Origin of the sequence: Castellaniella sp. (genome assembly GCF_004321985.1) — a bacterium.
Lineage (GTDB): Bacteria > Pseudomonadota > Gammaproteobacteria > Burkholderiales > Burkholderiaceae_B > Castellaniella.
Window position 1 is genome coordinate 80,983 of the sequence record NZ_SCQN01000011.1, and the last position, 17,629, is coordinate 98,611.

The window sequence follows — 17,629 nt, forward strand, 5'->3', positions numbered from 1 at the left end:
TCAGCGGTCCTGCTTGCGAAGAAGCGCGATGGCCGTCCCCAGGATCAGCGGGATCGACAACATCAGGGGCTGGATCGAAGGCCAGAGGTCGTGGAGTTCCAGCGCCTTGTTGAAGATGCCGCGGCTGATGGTGAACATGTGGGCGGCCGGGTAGGTCTGGCCGATGAGCAGGCCCACGCCTTCCATGGAGCTGACCGGATCCAGCAGGCCCGAGAACTGAATGGCGGGAATCAGGGTGGCCATCATCGTGAAGAACATGGCAGCGATCTGGCTGCGTGTCATGGCCGACGTCAGCAGGCCCAGGCCGGTGGAGGCGATGCAGTAGACGAAGCCGGCCAGGGCCAGGGTGGCGAGGCTGCCTTTGATCGGAACGCCGAAGACCGTGACCGACAGCAGGCACATGGCTGCGAAGTTCAGCAAGGCCAGCCCGATATAGGGGATCTGCTTGCCCAGCAGGAATTCCGTCCGTGTCACCGGGGTGACATACAGATTGATGATCGAGCCGATTTCCTTTTCGCGCACCACGGCCAGCGCGGTGAGCATGGCCGGCAGCATCATCAGCAGGAGCGGGATGACGACCGGCACCATGGCGGGCAGGCTGCGCACGTCCGGGTTGTAGCGGAAACGGGTCTGCAGATCGACCGGCGAGGCGGCTGCCACGCCCAGGCGTTCCCGGACCTGCTGCGCCAGCCATTGCTGGTGCATGCCCTGAACGTAACCCCTGACGGTTTCCGCCCGCTGAGGCATGGCCCCGTCGATCCAGGCGCCGATCTCGGGCGTGCGGCCGTGCAGCAGGTCGCGTCCGAAGCCGGGAGGAATCTCGATGGCCAGGGACAGTTCGCCGCTGCGCATGCGCCGGTCCATGTCGGAATCGTCGACGATGGGGGGATGCTCGACAAAGTAGCGTGAGCCTGACAGATTCAGTGCGTAGGCGCGGCTGATGGTGCTCTGGTCCCGATCCAGCACCGCAAAACTCAGGCTCTCCACGTCCAGGCTGATGCCGAAACCGATGACGAACATCAGCACCAGGGATCCCATCAGGGCCAGCGTGCCGCGCACCGGATCGCGCCGCAGTTCCATGGATTCGCGCCGCATGGTGCTGAACAGCCGGGCGGGGCTGAAGGACGGAATGCGTGGCGCCCCCGCTGCCGGGCCGCCGGTGGCCGGGGCAGCGGGGACGATGGGTTCCGCGCTCGGACCGGGCGGCGCCACAGGAGCTTCGCCGCTAGCTTCCAGCAGGTAGCCGATGAAGGCTTCTTCCAGTGACCCGGCGCCGCGCTTGCGCACCAGTTCGGCGGGCCGGTCGCTGTCGAGCACGCGTCCCGCGTGCATCATGGACATGCGATCGCAGCGTTCGGCCTCGTTCATGAAATGGGTGGAAATGAAGATCGTGACCCGGTCGCGGCGCGACAGCGTGATCAGCAGCCGCCAGAAATCGTCGCGGGCGATGGGGTCCACGCCCGAAGTCGGTTCATCCAGGATCAGCAGCTCGGGCTCGTGCACCATGGCCACGGCCAGCGACAGTCGCTGGCGGATCCCCAGCGGCAGACTGCCGGGCAAGGTGTCCAGCGCCTCGCTCAGGCCGAAGCGCTCCACCATGGTCCGGACGCGCTCGTCGATGCGCTCCGGAGCGACGTGGAACAGGCGGGCGTGCAGAAACAGGTTCTGGCGCACCGTCAGCTCGCCGTAGAGGGAGAAGGACTGCGACATGTATCCGACCCGGCTGCGCACGTCCAGGTCGTCGGGGTCGATCTCACGGCCAAACAGCCAGGCGCGGCCCTCGCTGGCGGGCAGCAGCCCGGTCAGCATCTTCATGGTGGTTGATTTGCCGCAGCCGTTGGATCCCAGAAAACCGAAGATCTCGCCGCGACGGATGCGCAGGCTGACGTGGTCGACGGCCACGAAGTCGCCAAACCGCATGGTCAGGTCGCGGGCCTCGATGGCGATATCTTCCTCGCCGTCCGCGGGCAGCGGCGGGATCTCCACAGGGGTATAGCCTTCGCGCCGCGCGGCTGGCAGCAAGTGGATGAAGGAAGCCTCCAGCGAGGCCTGGCCAGTGACCTGGAGCATTTCGGCCGGCGTTCCGGTGGCCAGGATGCGGCCTTCGTCCATGGCAGCCAGCCAGTCGAAGCGCAGGGCCTCGTCCATGTAGGCGGTGGCGACGATGACGCTCATGGCGCCCGATTGACGCGGCGCGCCGCCGGTTGCGCGTCCGGGATGACCGGCGCGGATGCGAGCGATCAGGTCCCAGAACTGGGCGCGGGCCAGCGGGTCCACGCCGGTCGTCGGCTCGTCCAGAATCAGGAAATCCGGGTCATGGATCAGGGCGCAGCACAGGCTCAGCTTCTGCCTCATGCCGCCCGACAACTTGCCTGCGGGACGGGACAGGAACGGGTGCAGGCCGGTGCTGCGGGTCAGGTCATCGATGCGCCGGCGCCGCTCGGCGGCGTCGTGACCGAACAGGCGGGCGAAGAACTGCAGGTTTTCCTCGACCGAGAGCGTCGGGTAGAGGTTCTTCCCTAGCCCCTGGGGCATGTAGGCGATGCGCGGGCAGGTCCGCTTGCGGTGGCCCCCTGTCGCCATGTCGCCGCCCAGAACCTCGACCTGGCCTTCCTGGATGGCGCGGGCTCCGGCCAGGATCGACAGCAGGGTGGATTTGCCCACGCCGTCCGGGCCGATCAGGCCGATCATCTGGCCGGACGGAACGTCGAAGTCGATGTGTTCCAGCGCGCAAGTCTTGCCGTAGCGGTGACTCAGTCCCCGGATCCGGGCCGCGAGAACGTCCTGCGTCATGGGCTTATCCAGGCAGGTGGATGGTCAGGGACGCCGGCCAGGGCTGCGTGGCGTCGGTGCGGACCCAGGCGACGCCGGGCAGGCCGGTCTTGACCTGCTCCAGATGCTTCTGCAGCAGATCCCGGGGAATGCGCGCCTTGATGCGGAACATGAGCTTCTGGCGCTCGCTGGCCGTTTCCACGGTCTTGGGGGTGAACTGGGCCTGACTGGCGACGAAGGCGACTTCGGCGGGGATCACGTATTCCGGGGCCGCGTCCAGCACGATGCGGACTTCGCTGCCCAGGGCGAGCCGGCCGGCGATGGCCTCGGGCATGAAGAAGGTCATGGTGACATCGGACAGATCCAGCATGTTGAGCACGCGGCCGCCGGCGCTGAGCACTTCGCCGGGCTGGGCGATGCGTAGCTGAATGCGTCCGTCGCGCGGAGCCTTGAGGCGGCTGTCCTCCAGATCGGCCTGAATACGCGCCGTCGTGGCCGCCGCCGCCGTTACGGCCGATTCCGCGCCGATCTGATCGGCCCTGGCCGCCGCCACGCCCGCCTGAGCCGACAGCACTTGCGCCCTCGCGGCGGTGAGGCCGGCCTCGGCGCTTCGCAGCCGGGCCTGATCGTCGTCCAGTTCCTGCTGCGAAGCGGCACCCTGCCGGGCTAGCGTGCTGGATCGATTCAAGCGCTGCCGGGCGGCGAACAGATCGCTTTCGCGCTGCTTGACGACAGCCTGCGCCGTGGTGACGTCGCTTTCGCGCAGGGCGACCTGAGCCTGAGCGGCGGCGACCGCATGGCTGGCCTGGTGCTGGCGGGCCGCCGCTTCTTCGATCTGGGCCTGCAGTGAATCCGGGTTCATCAGGGCCAGGATCTGGCCGGCCCGGACGAAATCGCCCTCGTCGACCAGGATGCGGTCGATCCGGCCGGGCAGCCTGGTGGCAATGTCGATTTCGGTGGCCTCGATGCGGCCGTTGCCTCGCATGAAGCCGGGGCCGGGACCGCTGTCCTGGGACCAGCGCCAGGCGCCGTAGGCACCGATCGCCAGCGCGGCAGCCAGCACCAGCGGGAGGGATCTCTTGAGCTTTTCGGACAGGATCATGTCGATCAGAGGGCGGGAGAGGTTGGAGGGGCGGGCCCGGCGCCGCCGCCCAGGGTGGCGTACAGGGCCACCTGGCTCGATAGCCAGGCGCGCCGGACTTGAACCAGCTGCTGCTGAGCCGTCAGCAGATCGCGCCGGGCGTCCAGGACTTCCAGGTAGGGCGCGGCGCCGCTGTCGTAGCGCAGTTGGGCCAGATCGGCCCGCGCGGCCTGGGTCTGGGCCATGCGGGCCTGGATGTCCAGTTGTCTGGCCAGGCCCTGGCGCGCGGAGAGGGCATCGGCCACCTCGTGGAAGGCGGTCTGGATGCTTTTTTCGTAGGTCGCCACCGCCATGTCGCGCCGGACCTCGGCCACGTCCAGGGTGGCCCGCAGGCGGCCTGCCGTGAAGATCGGGAGTTCGATGACCGGCGCGAACGTCCAGGCCTGGCTTCCGCCGCCGAACAGGCCGTCGAGCTCGGCGCTTGCCGAGCCGGCGCTCGACGTCAGGGCGATGCGCGGCAGGAAAGCGGCACGCGCGGCGCCGATCCGGGCGTGGGCCGACCGCAGCTGGTATTCGGCGGCCCGGATATCCGGCCGGGACAGCAGGACCTCAGATGGTAGGCCCGGCTCGAGCCGGGTCAGCCGCATGGATTCCAGACCGATGCCCGCCACCCGCGCGATGTCTGCGTCCGCGACGCCCGTCAGTAGCGTCAGCGCGTGCGCGGCGGCGGCCCGTTCCTGTTGCAGCTGAGCCTGCAGGGATTCGGCCTGGATCAGCAGGGTGCGCACCTGTGTCAGTTCCAGTTCCGAGGCGGACCCTGCGCCCTTGCGCTGCCGGAAGATTTCCAGGGACTGCCGGCGGTTGCGCACGGCTTCGTCTGCCAGAAAGGCGCGCTGGTCCAGCTCCCGCAGAACCAGCACCGAGTCGGCCACTTGGCGCACCAGCGCCACCCGGACGGCCTGGCGGGCTGCGTCCGTCGCCAGCCAGTCGTCCAGCGCGGCGTCATTCAGATTGCGGATCCGGCCCCAGAGGTCGATCTCCCAATGAGTCAGGCCGATGCCGGCCTGGCTACGGGACTGGATCTGTGGCTGGCCCGTAAGGTTGAGGTCGCCGGGCACGCGGCTGCGTTCGATGCCACCCTGGGCGCTGATTGATGGCGATAGGTCGGCCCGCTGAATCCGATGGGCGGCTTCGGCCTCGCGTACGCGCAGTTCGGCCAGCCTCAGGTCCCGATTGTGCTCCAGGGCCAGGCCGATCAGCCGGCGCATGTCGCCGTCCTGGAAATAATTCGCCCAATCCAAATCCCGTAAAGCGCGCGCGGCGGCGGGCGCGGTTTCGGCGTCGTCGGGCCAGGCGCCGGCGATCGGAGGAGGCGGGAGCCGGGTCGCGGGCGCCAGGTTGACGCAGGCCGACAGGGTCAGCACGAGGGCAGCGCTCAGGATGCGGGCGAGCAGCCGACCATGCCGGCGGTCGGCTGCTCGCCCGCGCGTGCCGCGCCGGATTTCGCGAGACAGGGTTTGCCTGGGCATGGATCAGGTCTCGAGTACATAGCGCCCGGGGGCATCCTCCAGGGCCTTGCGGCCGGGGCGCCCCAGGGGCGGCGGGGCCTCGGACGGGCCCGAGCGGTCGGCCAGCCACTGTGACCAGGCGGTCCACCAGGATCCATCGTGGACGGGGGTCGACGCCATCCATTCGTCGGGCGACAGGGAAGGGTCGCCGGGTTGGCGGACGCGGATACGGTACTGGCGTCGAGGATGGCCGGGCTCGTTGACGATGCCGGCGTTGTGGCCGCCACTGGTCAGCACGAAGCTCAGTTCGCCCGGGAAGAACTGGTGCAGCTTGTAGACTGAACGCCACGGGGCGACGTGGTCGGTGACCGTGCCCACGGCGAAGACCGGCAGGCGGATGTCGCTGATCGACACGGGTCGCCCGTCCACCGGGTAGCGTCCGGCGCTCAGGTCGTTGTCCAGGTAAAGGCGCCGCAGATACTGCGAGTGCATGCGAGCGGGCATTCGGGTGGTGTCGGCGTTCCAGGCCATCAGGTCGTTGATGGGGCGCCGTTCTCCCAGCAAATATTCGTGGATGGCGCGCGACCAGAGCAGGTCGTAGGACCGCAGCATCTGGAAGGCACCCGCCATCTGGTCGGCACTGAAGTAGCCCCGGCGCCGCATCTGGGCTTCGAGCATGTGGACCTGGGCGTCGTCGATGAACAGCCCGATCTCGCCCGGCTCGCTGAAATCGATCTGGGTCGTGAACAGGCTGATGCTGGCAAGCCGCTGGTCGCCGTTGCGCGCCATGGCGGCGGCCGCGATTGACAGTAGCGTGCCGCCCAGGCAGTAGCCGGTGGCATGAACGCGGCGTTCGGGTTGGATGCGTCCGATAGTGTCCAGGGCGGCAAAGAATCCGTTGCGTAGGTAGTCGTCCATACCCAACTCGGCATCTTGGTCAGTGGGGTTCTTCCAGGAGATGCAGTAGACGGTGTAGCCCTGATCGATCAGGAACCGGACCAGGGAATTGTGGGGCGACAGGTCCAAAATGTAGTATTTCATGATCCAGGCTGGCACGAGTAGGATTGGCTCCCGCCTCACGGTCGGCGTGGTCGGGGCGTACTGGATCAGTTCCATCAGCCTGTTGCGCAGGACGACCTTGCCTGGTGTAGTGGCTACGTCGTGTCCCACGCGGAATCTGTCCGCCCCCGCGACTGGCATCTTGGCCTGGCGCCGGACGACGTCTTCCAGCAGGTAGCCGCCGCCGCGCAGCAGGTTCATTCCGCTTTCCGTTATCGTCCGGTCGATGGCGACCGGATTCGTCCAGAGTTGGTTGCCCGGGGACATCATGTCCAACCACTGGCGCGCCCAGAACGAGATCTGCCGCATGTGGCGCGGATCGGTGCCGGGCAGGTCGGACGTAGCTTCCTCCCACCAGGCCTGGCTTAGCAGGAACCCTTGGCTCAGCAGGTTGTAGGGCCAGCGGCACCAGGCCGGGTCAGTGAAGCGGCGATCAGTCTCGGGTGGCGTGATGCAGGCTTGGGCCGGATCGCCGGCAGCCTTCAGACAGTCGTACAGGTAGCGTGCGAGTTCGCGCTGATGGCTGGTGGCCAGACGCAGCAGTTCGGTTCGTTTTCCCGGCGAGGCCGCCAAGTGCATGGCCCAGTCCAGCCAGGCCAGGCTGAGCGAGGTGGGCGAGATCGACCCGAAGGCGCGTGCCTGGTTGGCGTGGAAATATTCGTCGGTGGCCCGGGCTGCGGCCTGGTGATCTACGGCACGGCGGTTCGAGGATGGTGGCATGACGATTCTCCTTATCAACTTTTTAGTTGATAACCGACAAGCGGGTTTTGATCCCGATCAATCGCCCCGCCAAGCCCTCCATTCGGAATCAATCACCACGTCGAAAACGCCATCCTCCCCCTGATGCTGTTTCGAGCTCAGCCTCAATCCTTGCGTAGACGCGCGAAGGCCTCGGCCATTGCCCCGTGCGGTTTTTCCGGGCGTCTGGATCCGGTGTTGTGCGGTGCAGCTGGGTGCTCGCGGGCTCGCCGGTCGCCGCCTGGTGCTCCCGAAGATCTGCGCGGCGTACCGTCGTCCTTTCGCATGCTGAGCGCGACGCGCTTGCGGGCGATATCGACTTCCACCACGCGCACCTTCACGGTCTGGCCGACACGCACGACTTCGCGGGGGTCCTTGACGAATTTGTCGGCCAGCGCCGAGACGTGCACCAGGCCATCCTGATGAACGCCGATGTCCACAAAGGCCCCAAAGTTGGCCACGTTGCTGACCACGCCTTCCAGCGTCATGCCGGGGATCAGGTCCTTGATGTCGTGGATGCCTTCCATGAACTTTGCGGTCTTGAATTCGGGGCGTGGGTCTCGGCCGGGTTTCTCCAGCTCGGCGAAGATGTCGCGTACCGTCGGCAGACCAAAGCGGTCATTGACGAATTCGGCCGGTGACAGCCCTTTGAGTGCCTCTGGCTGACCCATGACTGAGGCGGCTGGCTGGCCCAGTTTGAGCAGGATCTGTTCCACCACCGGGTAGGCTTCGGGGTGCACTGCCGACGCATCTAGTGGATTGTCCGAGCCCGGGATACGCAGGAACCCGGCTGCCTGTTCGAAGGCTTTGTCGCCGAATCGAGGAACGTCCCGCAGCCCCTGGCGGTTGCGGAAGGCGCCGTGCTCCTCGCGCCATTGCACCAAGTTGCGGGCCAGCGTGGCGTTCAGCCCCGATACGCGGGTCAGCAGCGGCGCTGATGCGGTGTTCACGTCCACTCCCACCGCATTCACGCAGTCTTCCACGACAGCGTCCAGGGAGCGTGCGAGTTCGCGCTGGTTGACGTCATGCTGATACTGGCCCACGCCGATGGCCTTGGGTTCGATCTTGACCAGTTCCGCCAGCGGGTCCTGAAGGCGCCGTGCGATGGAGACGGCACCCCTGAGGCTCACGTCCATGTCCGGGAATTCGTGCGCAGCCAGTTCCGAGGCTGAGTAGACCGAGGCGCCCGCCTCCGAGACCACGACTCGGTCGAAGCTGATCTCCGGGTGGCGTTCGCGGACCAGAGCCGCGAGGCGCTCAGTCTCGCGCGAGGCCGTGCCGTTGCCGATGGCGACGAGTGCGATCTGGTGGCGCTTGGCCAGCGCCGCCAGCGTGCGCAAGCTGCCTTCGATATCCTTGCGGGGCTCGAACGGATAGATGGTTGCCGTTTCCAGCACTTTACCGGTGGCGTCGATGGCGGCGACCTTGACGCCAGTGCGGATCCCGGGGTCCAGTCCCAGCACCGTTTTTGGTCCGGCTGGCGCCGCCAGCAGCAGGTCTTTCAGATTGGCGGCGAAGACCCGGATGGCTTCCGCCTCGGCCTCTTCGCGCAGCCGGCCGACCAGCTCCGTCTCGAACGTGGTCAGCAGCTTCACGCGCCAAGTCCAGCGGCAGACCTCGGCCAGCCAGTGCTGGCGCGGAGTGGCCTGAGTATCGAAACGCGCATCCACCGCCAGCAGCTCCGCCACCTTCTCGATGCAGGGATGAGGGGTCTGGGCCTCGCGGTCGGCGGTGAGTCCGAGTCTCAGATCCAGAATGCCCTGCTGGCGGCCGCGCAGCAGCGCCAGGACCCGATGGGAAGGTAGCGTGCTCAGTGTCTCGCTGAAATCGAACCAGTCGCGGAAGTTGGCGCCTTCGGTTTCCTTGCCCTCCACGACCTTCGCGTAGAGCAGCCCCGTATTCCAGAGTTCGGTGCGCAAGGCCTGCAGCACGGTGGCCTGTTCGGCGAACCGCTCGGCCAGAATGTCGCGTGCACCGTTCAGAACTGCTTTCGCGTCGGCAAAACCGGCTTCTGTGTTCAGGTAGCCGGCAGCGGCCTGTTGTGGGTCGGCTGTTGAATCGTTCAGCAGCGTTTCCGCCAGCGGTTCCAGGCCCGCTTCGCGGGCGATCTGGGCGCGTGTACGGCGCTTGGGTTTGTAGGGGGTGTACAGGTCTTCGAGCTGTTGTTTGCTGTCGGTGGCCAGGATCTGACGCTGCAGGGCGTCATCCAGTTTGCCCTGCTGGGCGATCGAATCCAGGATCGCGATCCGGCGGCTTTCCAGTTCGCGGATATAGAGCAGCCGGACTTCGAGCTGGCGCAGGATGGTGTCGTCCAGGCCGCCAGTGGCTTCCTTGCGGTAGCGTGCGATGAACGGTACGGTAGCGCCCGAATCCAGGAGCTCGACGGCGGCGGCGACCTGCGCCGGCCGAGCCCCCAGTTCTGCCGTCAGGAGCCGCAACACGCGGGTGGGATCAACCTCATGGGTTGGTGGGATAGGGCTTGTGGTGTTCATAGGGGTCTTAAAATACCAGATTCAAGCGGCGCATTTTGCCACAGGCTCGATGGCCGCCCCTGTTTCCTGTCGTATCATCCCCGGACTGCCGACGCGGTCTGATCCCCACCATGATTCCTGATGATTTGAGCGAGATGTTCAGCGCCGCAGGGCCGCTGGCCAAGGCCTTGCCGGCCTATGTGCCGCGCGAGGCGCAGCTTGCCCTGTCCCTGGCGATCGAACGGGCCATCGACACCCAGGACGTGCTGGTGGCCGAGGCCGGGACAGGCACGGGCAAGACATGGGCCTACTTGGTGCCGGCCTTCCTGTCTGGCGGAAAGACGCTGATTTCCACGGGCACCCGCACGCTCCAGGATCAGCTGTTTCGGCGTGACATTCCGCGCCTGCGCGAGGCGCTGGCGCTGCCTGTCGACGTGGCGCTGCTCAAGGGGCGCAGCAACTACGTCTGCCACTACCATCTGGATCGCCTGGCGCAGGATGATCGCGCCTTGAAGTCGCGCGACGAAATCCCGCAGTTGCGGGCAATCCAGCGGTTCGTACGGGAAACCGAGAGCGGTGATCGGGCGGATCTTCCCGCCGTGCCGGAAAATGCCGATATCTGGAACCGGGTCACCTCCACGCGCGAGAACTGCCTGGGCCAGGAGTGTCCGTTCATCAAGGACTGCTTCCTGATGAAGGCGCGTCGCCACGCCCAGGAAGCGGACGTGGTAGTGGTCAATCACGCATTGTTCATGGCCGATCTGGCGCTGCGCGAAGAGGGCATTGCCGACCTGTTGCCCGAAACGCAGCTGGTGGTCTTCGACGAGGCGCACCAGTTGCCGGAAACTGCCACGCGTTTTCTGGGCCAGAGCGTTTCCTTGCACCAGATCCTGGATTGCGCAAAGCTGGCCGAGGCGGCCGGGCTCGCCCACGCCCGCGAGGCAGCGCGATGGAGTGACCTGTGCGGCGCACTGGATCTGGCCGCGCGGGAACTGCGGCTGGCCGGTGCGCCCATCGCGAAGCTGCCGGGCGGGCGTGTCACCTTCGATCACATCCCGGACGCCGAAGGCTTTGACCGGGCGTTGGCGGTTCTGGTGAAGGCGCTGGATGTGTTGACCGATGTGCTGGGAACTCAGGAGGAACGCGATCCGGAACTGGCAACCGCGGCCCGCACGGCCAGGACATTACGCGCGCGCCTGGTGCAATGGTCCCAACCCGCTCGCGGCGAGCCAGAACCGGCAGATCAGGCGGCTGTGCGCTGGATCGAACATGGGACCCAGTCGGTCCGGCTGCATCGCGCACCGTTGTCCGTCGCCCGAATATTTTCCGGATTCCGGCGCCCGGGCCAAAGCTGGGTGCTGACGTCGGCGACGCTGTCGGTGAAGGGTGACTTCACTCATTTTCAGCATCAGCTTGGGTTGTCTGAAGCCGAGACTCGCAGTTGGGCTTCGCCATTCGACTACCCGGCGCAGGGGCTGCTGTATGTGCCGGATACGCTGCCGTGGCCCAATGACCCTGGATTCACCGATGCCTTCGTGCGAGCATTGTTGCCGCTGGTGGATGCCTGCCCGGGCGGTGTGTTGGTGTTGTGCACGACCCTGCGGGCGGTGGACCGCGTGGCCGATCAGCTGCTGCGCGGCATGCTGCAGTCCGACCGGACCGTGATGCGTCAGGGTGAAGCTACGCGCGGGGTATTGCTGGAGCGCTTCCGTGCCGCCGGGAATGCGGTGCTGGTGGGCAGCACCAGTTTCTGGGAAGGGATCGATGTCCCGGGTGATGCCCTGACGCTGGTGGCCATTGATAAATTGCCATTTGCGCCACCTGACGATCCGGTTCTGGAGGCGCGGCTCAATGCCTGCAAGGCCGACGGCGGTAATCCGTTCATGGAGTATCAGTTGCCGCAGGCGGCGCTGCTGCTCAAGCAGGGCGCCGGGCGCCTGATCCGGTCCGAGCAGGACTGGGGCGTGTTGATGGTGGGAGATGGCCGCCTGGTCGACAAACCCTACGGCAAGCTGCTGTGGCAGGGCCTGCCGCCATTCGCGCGCACGCGTGACGCGCGGCTGGCCGTGGAGTTCATGGCCAATCCGCCGGCGTCACAGGCGGCGGAAATGCAGGGCAATGACGGCTCACTGGCTGGCTAGCAGTCGGGGCCAATCACAGCCAGTTGACTGGATTCCAGGGGTTGCCTGGGTCCTTCAGACCCTGCTTGTAGTACTTGCTGTTGGGGAAGTTCTTGTCCAGGACGCGCTTGGCGTCGTCGCGCAGCTTGTCCAGGTGCAGCTTGTCGTAGCTGATCACCATGATGTAGAGCGCCTTTTCCACGATGGGCGCGCCTTCGAAATCAGTCACGACTTTCTGGGCGCGGTTTGCGGCTGCCACATAGGCCCCGCGTTCGTAGTAGTACTGAGCAACGTGGACTTCGTTTTCGGCGATGGTATTGACCAGCCAGGCGGCCCGCTTGCGGGCGTCAGGCGTGTAGCGGCTGTCCGGGTAGCGCTTGATGAGCTGTGTGAAGGCCTCGTAGGATTCACGCAGACCCTTGGGGTCGCGCTCGCTGGGGTCCTGTTGCGTGATGTTCGACAGGATCGCGCTGGGCGGGGTAAAGGTGATCATGCCCTTCAGGTAGAGCATGTAGTCCGTGCCCGGGTGGTTCGGGTATTGCTGCATGAAGCGGTCGATGGCCGCCTTCGCCTGCTCCGGTTCCTCGTCCTTCCAGTTGACGTATGCCTGATCGATCAGGGATTGCTGGGCGTAAATGCCGAACGGGTAGCGCGCTTCCAGGGCTTCGAGGTTCTTGCGGGCCTCTTCCCAGTGGCCCGAACTCATGTCCTCTTTGGCCTGGCTGTAGAGGTGTTCGGCGGTCCAGCCGGCCGTGGGGTCCACCTTGCCCGTCGAAGAGCAGCCCGCCACCAGCGCCACGAACAGGCAGGCCGTGACGATTCGAGCCAGGCTCGACAGGGATTTCAGGCAAACGGGTGCATGCACGGCCACGGAACGTCCTTGATCAAGGTGTTAGCATTGTCGGCAGATTATATGATTAGTCGCCATGCCTGACACGGATATCGCCAGCCCGGATGCAGAGTCCGACGAGCCTGATTGCTTCGATCTGCCGCTGACGGCCTTGCCGGATCGATTGGACAAGGTGCTGGCCCAGCTCATGCCGCAGCATTCCCGCAGCCGCCTGCAGACGTGGATTGAAGGCGGCCACGTACTGGTCGACGGTCACGCGGGCCGGATCCGGACGCGCGTCGGTCCGGGTGCCCACATCCAGGTGTGGCTGCAGCCGGCGCCGGAAGACTTGGCGTTCACGCCGGAGGCGGTGGCGTTCGATGTCGTGGCTGATTCACCCCATTGGATCGTGGTGAACAAGCCCGCCGGCCTCGTCACCCATCCGGGTGCGGGCAACTGGCATGGCACCCTGCTCAATGGGTTGCTGTACCGCTATCCCGAGCTCGGCCGTGTGGCGCGCGCGGGCATCGTGCACCGTCTGGACAAGGACACTTCGGGTCTGCTCGTGGTTGCCCGCACCGAAACGGCGCAGACCCATCTGGTGCGCCAGTTGCAGGCGCGCACGGTCCGGCGCGAGTACCGGGCGCTGGTACAGGGGGTATTGACGGGTGACGGCACGGTGGATGCTCCCATCGGGCGGGACGCCCGTGTACCGGTGCGCATGAGCGCCGATCGCCCGATTGCGCCCAAGCAGGCCATCACGCACTACCGCGTGCTGGCTTCGGGCCGCGCAGAAGGCCTGACTGTGACGGAAGTTGCCTGCCACCTGGAGACCGGCCGCACACACCAGATCCGCGTACACATGGCCTTGTTGCATCATCCGTTGCTGGGAGATGGGCTGTACGGCGGGCGTTTGGCGCTGGGTGCGGAGCGCCAGATGCTGCATGCCCGCGCGCTCAGTTTTCAGGACCCCGGCGATGGCCAGTGGCAGGGCTTTGAGGCGGCGTTGCCGGCCGATTTTGAACAGGTCCGCGCACGGATCGCCTGGGAGTAGTGTCCGATGACCATCATTTCGCTGGAATCCGGGGTCCGGGGCGTCACCGGTGAGGCCTGGCGGGGGGTGCGGTATTTCTGCACCTGGCGGGTGGGTGGGGAAAGCCCGCCGCCTTGGGACAGCCTGAATCTGGGGACACACGTTCAGGACGCGCCCGGCGCGGTGAGTTCCAACCGGGCGCGCCTGCGGCGGTCTCTGCCCGCCGAGCCCCTGTGGCTGGAGCAGGTGCATGGCACGCAGGTCTGCGACGCCGATGGCAGCGGTGTCTGGCGCATGAATGGCACGCCCTGCGCGGATGCGGCCGTCACGACAGAATCCGGGCGGCCATTGGCCATCATGACAGCGGATTGCCTGCCGGTCGTGCTGGCTGACGAAGCGGGACGTGTGCTGGGAGTGGCCCATGCGGGCTGGCGCGGGCTGGCGGCGGGGGTTCTCGAAAATACTTTGTCCGCGATGAGAGCACATTGTTCCGATGCGGGCTCATGGCGGGCCTGGCTGGGGCCGGCGATTGGGCAACCCGCCTTCGAGGTCGGCGAAGAGGTGCGAGAGGCTTTCGTCGGAGCCGATTCCGCTGCTGCCGCCTGTTTCGTGCGTTGGCCAGGCAGTGGCCGCTGGCATGCTGATCTCGCGGGACTGGCGCGCCTGCGTCTGGCTCGTGCGGGGGTTGCTCGGATCGAGCTGAGCGGCGAATGCACGCACGCGCGCGCCGACCGGTATTTTTCCTATCGCCGTGAAGCGCGTACGGGCCGCCAGGCGACGCTCGCCTGGCTGGTGTAGAGTATATGCGGAGCGATATGGGTACTAGCGATTTTCCCGGATTGACGCCGCTTGCCAGGATGACAGAATGAACGATAACAAAAGAGGGGTCGGCGCCGGCTGATCCGAAGGGGGGGTATGAGTGGTCAGAATCCTTCACGGAGGCTGATGTCGCCGGGCATTGCCCCTGATGTGCTGGCTTCCATTCAATCTGATTTCGTCCGTGGCTGGCAGTCGCTCACGGACCAGGCGCGGCGCGGTGATCTGCCGGTGCCTGAAGACCGCCGGTTTGCCTCCGATGCTTGGCTCGCACACCCGCAGTCGCTGTTCGCCGCCAATGCCTACCTGCTGTTGGCACGCACCATGCATCGGCTGGCGGATGCCGCTGATGTCGGTCGTGCCGCCAACGCGCGGCTGCAATTTTCGGTGATGCAGTGGGTGGAAGCCTGCGCACCATCGAATTTCCTGGGTTCCAATCCGCAGGCCATGCAGGCGTTGCTGCAGACGGGCGGCGATTCGCTGCAGCAGGGGCTCGCCAATCTGCTTCGCGACCTGCAACGGGGGCGCATCACGCAGACCGATGAATCGGCGTTCGAGCCGGGCCGCAATCTGGCGGTCACGCCGGGTGCGGTGGTCTACGAGAATACGCTCATGCAGGTCATCCAGTACCAGCCGCAGACACCCAAGGTCCATGCAAAGCCCCTGCTGATGGTGCCGCCGTGCATCAACAAGTACTACATCCTGGATCTGCAACCGGCCAATTCGCTGGTGCTGCACGCGGTACGGGCGGGTTTCCAGGTATTCATGATTTCCTGGCGCAACCCCCGTGTCGGGGATACGGACGGCATTGACCGCAAAACCTGGGATGATTACATCGAGGATGGCGTGTTGCAGGCCATTCGTGTGGTGCAAGATCTCACGCGCGAACCGCAGATCAACACCTTGGGATTCTGCGTCGGCGGGACGCTGTTGGCCAGCGCGCTGGCGGTGGCACGCGCCCGCGGCCAGGATCCGGTTGCGGCCCTGACGCTGCTCACCACGTTCCTGGATTTCCAGGAAACCGGTGTGCTTGGCGTTTTCGTGGACGAGGCGCATGCGCGCGCCCGAGAACAGCAACTGGGTAATGGCGGCCTCATGACTGCCCGCGAACTATCCACGACGTTCTCTTTCCTGCGGCCCTCCGAGCTGGTCTGGAATTATGTGGATGCCAACTATCTGATGGGTCAGTCCCCGCGGGCCTTCGATCTGCTGGCCTGGAACGCCGACGGCACGAATCTGCCGGGGCCGTTCTTCGCCTGGTACTTCCGCAACACCTACCTGGAAAATCGCCTGAAGTCGGGCCAGCTGCCGGTTTGTGGCGGGGTCGTGGACCTGCGCACGCTGGACATGCCGACTTATCTGTATGCTTCCCGCGATGACCACATCGTGCCCTGGGTCTCGGCGTATGCTTCGACCTTGCTGCTGCGCGGGCCCCTGCGCTTCGTGCTGGGCGAATCGGGCCACATCGCCGGGGTCATCAATCCACCCGAGCGCGGCCGTCGCGGCTACTGGGTGGGGGCGGATTCGGATGATCTCCCCAGCGATCCCCAGGCATGGCTGGCGAGCAGCTCGCATCAGCGTGGGAGCTGGTGGCCCGACTGGCTCGCCTGGTTGGCTGATCGTTCGGGACCGTTGCAGCGTGCACCGCGTACGTTGGGCAGCCGAAAGTATCCTGTCCTGGAGCCTGCTCCGGGACGCTATGTCACGATCAAAGCGGACTGAAAGGAGAATGTGATGAGCGGAAAACTGGCATATGTTACGGGCGGCATGGGCGGTATCGGCACCTCGATCTGCCAGCGTCTGGCCAAGGAAGGTTTCAAGGTGGTTGCCGGTTGCGGCCCCAGCCGCGATCACACCAAATGGCTTGGGCAGCAAGCGGCGTTGGGCTATACGTTCAGTGCATCGGTGGGGAACGTGGCCGACTGGGACTCCACGGTCAAGGCCTTCCTGCAGATCAAGGAACAGTTCGGTCCCATCGATGTGCTGGTCAACAATGCCGGCATCACGCGCGACGGCACTTTCCGCAAGATGTCCCACGAAGACTGGCGTGCGGTGATAGACACCAACCTGAACAGCTTGTTCAACGTCACCAAGCAGGTGATCGACGATATGATCGAGCAGCAATGGGGGCGCATCATCAACATCAGTTCCGTGAACGGGCAGAAGGGCCAGTTCGGACAGACCAACTATTCCACGGCAAAGGCGGGGATTCACGGCTTTACCATGGCGCTGGCACAGGAAGTTGCCGGCAGGGGCGTGACCGTTAATACGGTGTCGCCCGGCTACATCGGGACAGACATGGTTCGTTCGATCCGCCCCGATGTCCTGGAAAAAATCGTTGCCACCATCCCGGTGAAACGTCTGGGTACCCCTGAAGAAATCGGCTCGATCGTCGCCTGGCTGGCCTCGGATGATGCAGGTTTCGCAACAGGCGCGGACTTTTCGCTGAACGGCGGCTTGCACATGGGTTGAATGATGACGCGGCAGACTGCAACTTCGAAACAGACTCAACGATTGATCAAGAAGTACCCAAACCGGCGGCTTTATGATACCCAGTCCAGCGCCTACATCACGCTGGCGGATATCAAGAGACTGGTGTTGGACAATGCGAACTTTCAGGTCGTCGACGCCAAAAGCGGCGACGATCTGACCCGCAGCATTCTGCTGCAGATCATTCTCGAGGAAGAAACCGGCGGAGTGCCGATGTTCTCGGCCAATGCGCTGGCGCAGATCATCCGCTTCTACGGCCATGCCATGCAGGGGGTGATGGGCACGTTCCTGGAAAAGAACATCCAGGTCCTCATGGACATCCAGGATCGGATGTCCGAGCAATCCCATGGGCTGTATAAGCAGCATTTCGGCCCTGAGGCCTGGGCGCAACTCATGAACGTGCAGACCCCGGCGCTGCAGAACATGATGAACAGCTACATTGAACAGAGCCGTAATCTGTTCGTGCAGATGCAGGATCAGATGCAGGATCAGACCCGCAACATGTTTGCCGGTTTCCCGTTTCCCGGCCAAGCGCCGGAAGACACGAAAAAGAAAAAATGAGGTTGTCTGGTGCGCTGCCGTCGAGGCAGTTCACCAGACCTTCCACGCAGCGAAAAATGTAGTGGCAAGGCAACTTGCTGCCTGCTGGGCACCCGGACCGAATCGAGACGGTGTATATTAACGCGAATCATTCTTCTTACTGATCGGGAGA

Annotated in this window: 12 protein-coding genes; 6 read left to right on the top strand and 6 right to left on the bottom strand. The window is 65.2% G+C overall.

The annotated features are described in order from the left end of the window. The 5 genes from rbbA to EPN31_RS02730 all read right to left on the bottom strand — a co-directional run bounded on the left by rbbA (position 1) and on the right by EPN31_RS02730 (position 9,650). Positions 1–2,793 carry a ribosome-associated ATPase/putative transporter RbbA gene (gene rbbA, locus EPN31_RS02710; RefSeq protein ID WP_291769136.1) on the bottom strand — a complete coding sequence of 931 codons (2,793 nt, stop codon included), beginning with the start codon at positions 2,791–2,793 and terminating at the stop codon, positions 1–3. A gap of 4 nt (positions 2,794–2,797) precedes the next feature. After that, entirely contained in the window at positions 2,798–3,874 is a 1,077-nt protein-coding gene (locus EPN31_RS02715; RefSeq protein WP_291769139.1) for an efflux RND transporter periplasmic adaptor subunit, read from the bottom strand. A 5-nt stretch (positions 3,875–3,879) separates the two neighbouring features. Next, complete coding sequence (locus EPN31_RS02720) at positions 3,880–5,382, bottom strand: efflux transporter outer membrane subunit (protein WP_291769141.1); 1,503 nt, start codon at positions 5,380–5,382, stop codon at positions 3,880–3,882. 3 nt (positions 5,383–5,385) lie between these two features. Then, entirely contained in the window at positions 5,386–7,140 is a 1,755-nt protein-coding gene (locus EPN31_RS02725; protein ID WP_291769144.1) for an alpha/beta fold hydrolase, read from the bottom strand. Positions 7,141–7,283: 143 nt separating this feature from the next. Then, positions 7,284–9,650 carry a Tex family protein gene (locus tag EPN31_RS02730; protein WP_291769145.1) on the bottom strand — a complete coding sequence of 789 codons (2,367 nt, stop codon included), beginning with the start codon at positions 9,648–9,650 and terminating at the stop codon, positions 7,284–7,286. A 110-nt stretch (positions 9,651–9,760) separates the two neighbouring features. On the opposite strand from EPN31_RS02730, the gene EPN31_RS02735 reads away from it, so the two are divergent. Further along, positions 9,761–11,770 (top strand): ATP-dependent DNA helicase, encoded by a 2,010-nt coding sequence (locus EPN31_RS02735; protein ID WP_291769147.1) that lies wholly within the window; start codon positions 9,761–9,763, stop codon positions 11,768–11,770. A 13-nt stretch (positions 11,771–11,783) separates the two neighbouring features. On the opposite strand, the gene EPN31_RS02740 is transcribed toward EPN31_RS02735, so the two are convergent. Beyond that, positions 11,784–12,578, bottom strand: a complete 795-nt coding sequence (locus EPN31_RS02740) for an outer membrane protein assembly factor BamD (RefSeq protein ID WP_291769366.1) — start codon at positions 12,576–12,578, stop codon at positions 11,784–11,786. 97 nt (positions 12,579–12,675) lie between these two features. Between EPN31_RS02740 and EPN31_RS02745 the strand changes: the two genes are divergently transcribed. The 5 genes from EPN31_RS02745 (at position 12,676) to phaR (ending at position 17,478) form a co-directional block, all read left to right on the top strand. Further along, the gene (locus EPN31_RS02745; RefSeq protein ID WP_291769150.1) at positions 12,676–13,632 is read left to right on the top strand and encodes an RluA family pseudouridine synthase; all 957 of its coding nucleotides are present in this window, start codon (positions 12,676–12,678) and stop codon (positions 13,630–13,632) included. 6 nt (positions 13,633–13,638) lie between these two features. Further along, the gene (gene pgeF / locus EPN31_RS02750) at positions 13,639–14,409 is read left to right on the top strand and encodes a peptidoglycan editing factor PgeF (RefSeq protein WP_291769152.1); all 771 of its coding nucleotides are present in this window, start codon (positions 13,639–13,641) and stop codon (positions 14,407–14,409) included. 147 nt (positions 14,410–14,556) lie between these two features. After that, a complete protein-coding gene (locus tag EPN31_RS02755; protein WP_291769155.1) occupies positions 14,557–16,149 on the top strand; it encodes a class I poly(R)-hydroxyalkanoic acid synthase in 1,593 nt (530 codons plus the stop codon). Between the two features lie 12 nt (positions 16,150–16,161). Continuing rightward, positions 16,162–16,899, top strand: coding sequence for an acetoacetyl-CoA reductase (phbB, locus tag EPN31_RS02760; RefSeq protein ID WP_291769158.1), 738 nt, complete (start codon positions 16,162–16,164; stop codon positions 16,897–16,899). Positions 16,900–16,902: 3 nt separating this feature from the next. Beyond that, the gene (gene phaR, locus EPN31_RS02765) at positions 16,903–17,478 is read left to right on the top strand and encodes a polyhydroxyalkanoate synthesis repressor PhaR (RefSeq protein ID WP_291769369.1); all 576 of its coding nucleotides are present in this window, start codon (positions 16,903–16,905) and stop codon (positions 17,476–17,478) included. The last annotated feature ends 151 nt before the right edge of the window (positions 17,479–17,629 follow it).

What these genes read in the sequence shown, in the direction of transcription:
- rbbA (WP_291769136.1), bottom strand. Translation starts at nt 2,793, where the DNA reads ATGACGCAGGACGTTCTCGCGGCCCGGATCCGGGGACTGAGTCACCGC.
- EPN31_RS02715 (WP_291769139.1), bottom strand. Translation starts at nt 3,874, where the DNA reads ATGATCCTGTCCGAAAAGCTCAAGAGATCCCTCCCGCTGGTGCTGGCT.
- EPN31_RS02720 (WP_291769141.1), bottom strand. Translation starts at nt 5,382, where the DNA reads ATGCCCAGGCAAACCCTGTCTCGCGAAATCCGGCGCGGCACGCGCGGG.
- EPN31_RS02725 (WP_291769144.1), bottom strand. Translation starts at nt 7,140, where the DNA reads ATGCCACCATCCTCGAACCGCCGTGCCGTAGATCACCAGGCCGCAGCC.
- EPN31_RS02730 (WP_291769145.1), bottom strand. Translation starts at nt 9,650, where the DNA reads ATGAACACCACAAGCCCTATCCCACCAACCCATGAGGTTGATCCCACC.
- EPN31_RS02735 (WP_291769147.1), top strand. Translation starts at nt 9,761, where the DNA reads ATGATTCCTGATGATTTGAGCGAGATGTTCAGCGCCGCAGGGCCGCTG.
- EPN31_RS02745 (WP_291769150.1), top strand. Translation starts at nt 12,676, where the DNA reads ATGCCTGACACGGATATCGCCAGCCCGGATGCAGAGTCCGACGAGCCT.
- pgeF (WP_291769152.1), top strand. Translation starts at nt 13,639, where the DNA reads ATGACCATCATTTCGCTGGAATCCGGGGTCCGGGGCGTCACCGGTGAG.
- EPN31_RS02755 (WP_291769155.1), top strand. Translation starts at nt 14,557, where the DNA reads ATGTCGCCGGGCATTGCCCCTGATGTGCTGGCTTCCATTCAATCTGAT.
- phbB (WP_291769158.1), top strand. Translation starts at nt 16,162, where the DNA reads ATGAGCGGAAAACTGGCATATGTTACGGGCGGCATGGGCGGTATCGGC.
- phaR (WP_291769369.1), top strand. Translation starts at nt 16,903, where the DNA reads ATGACGCGGCAGACTGCAACTTCGAAACAGACTCAACGATTGATCAAG.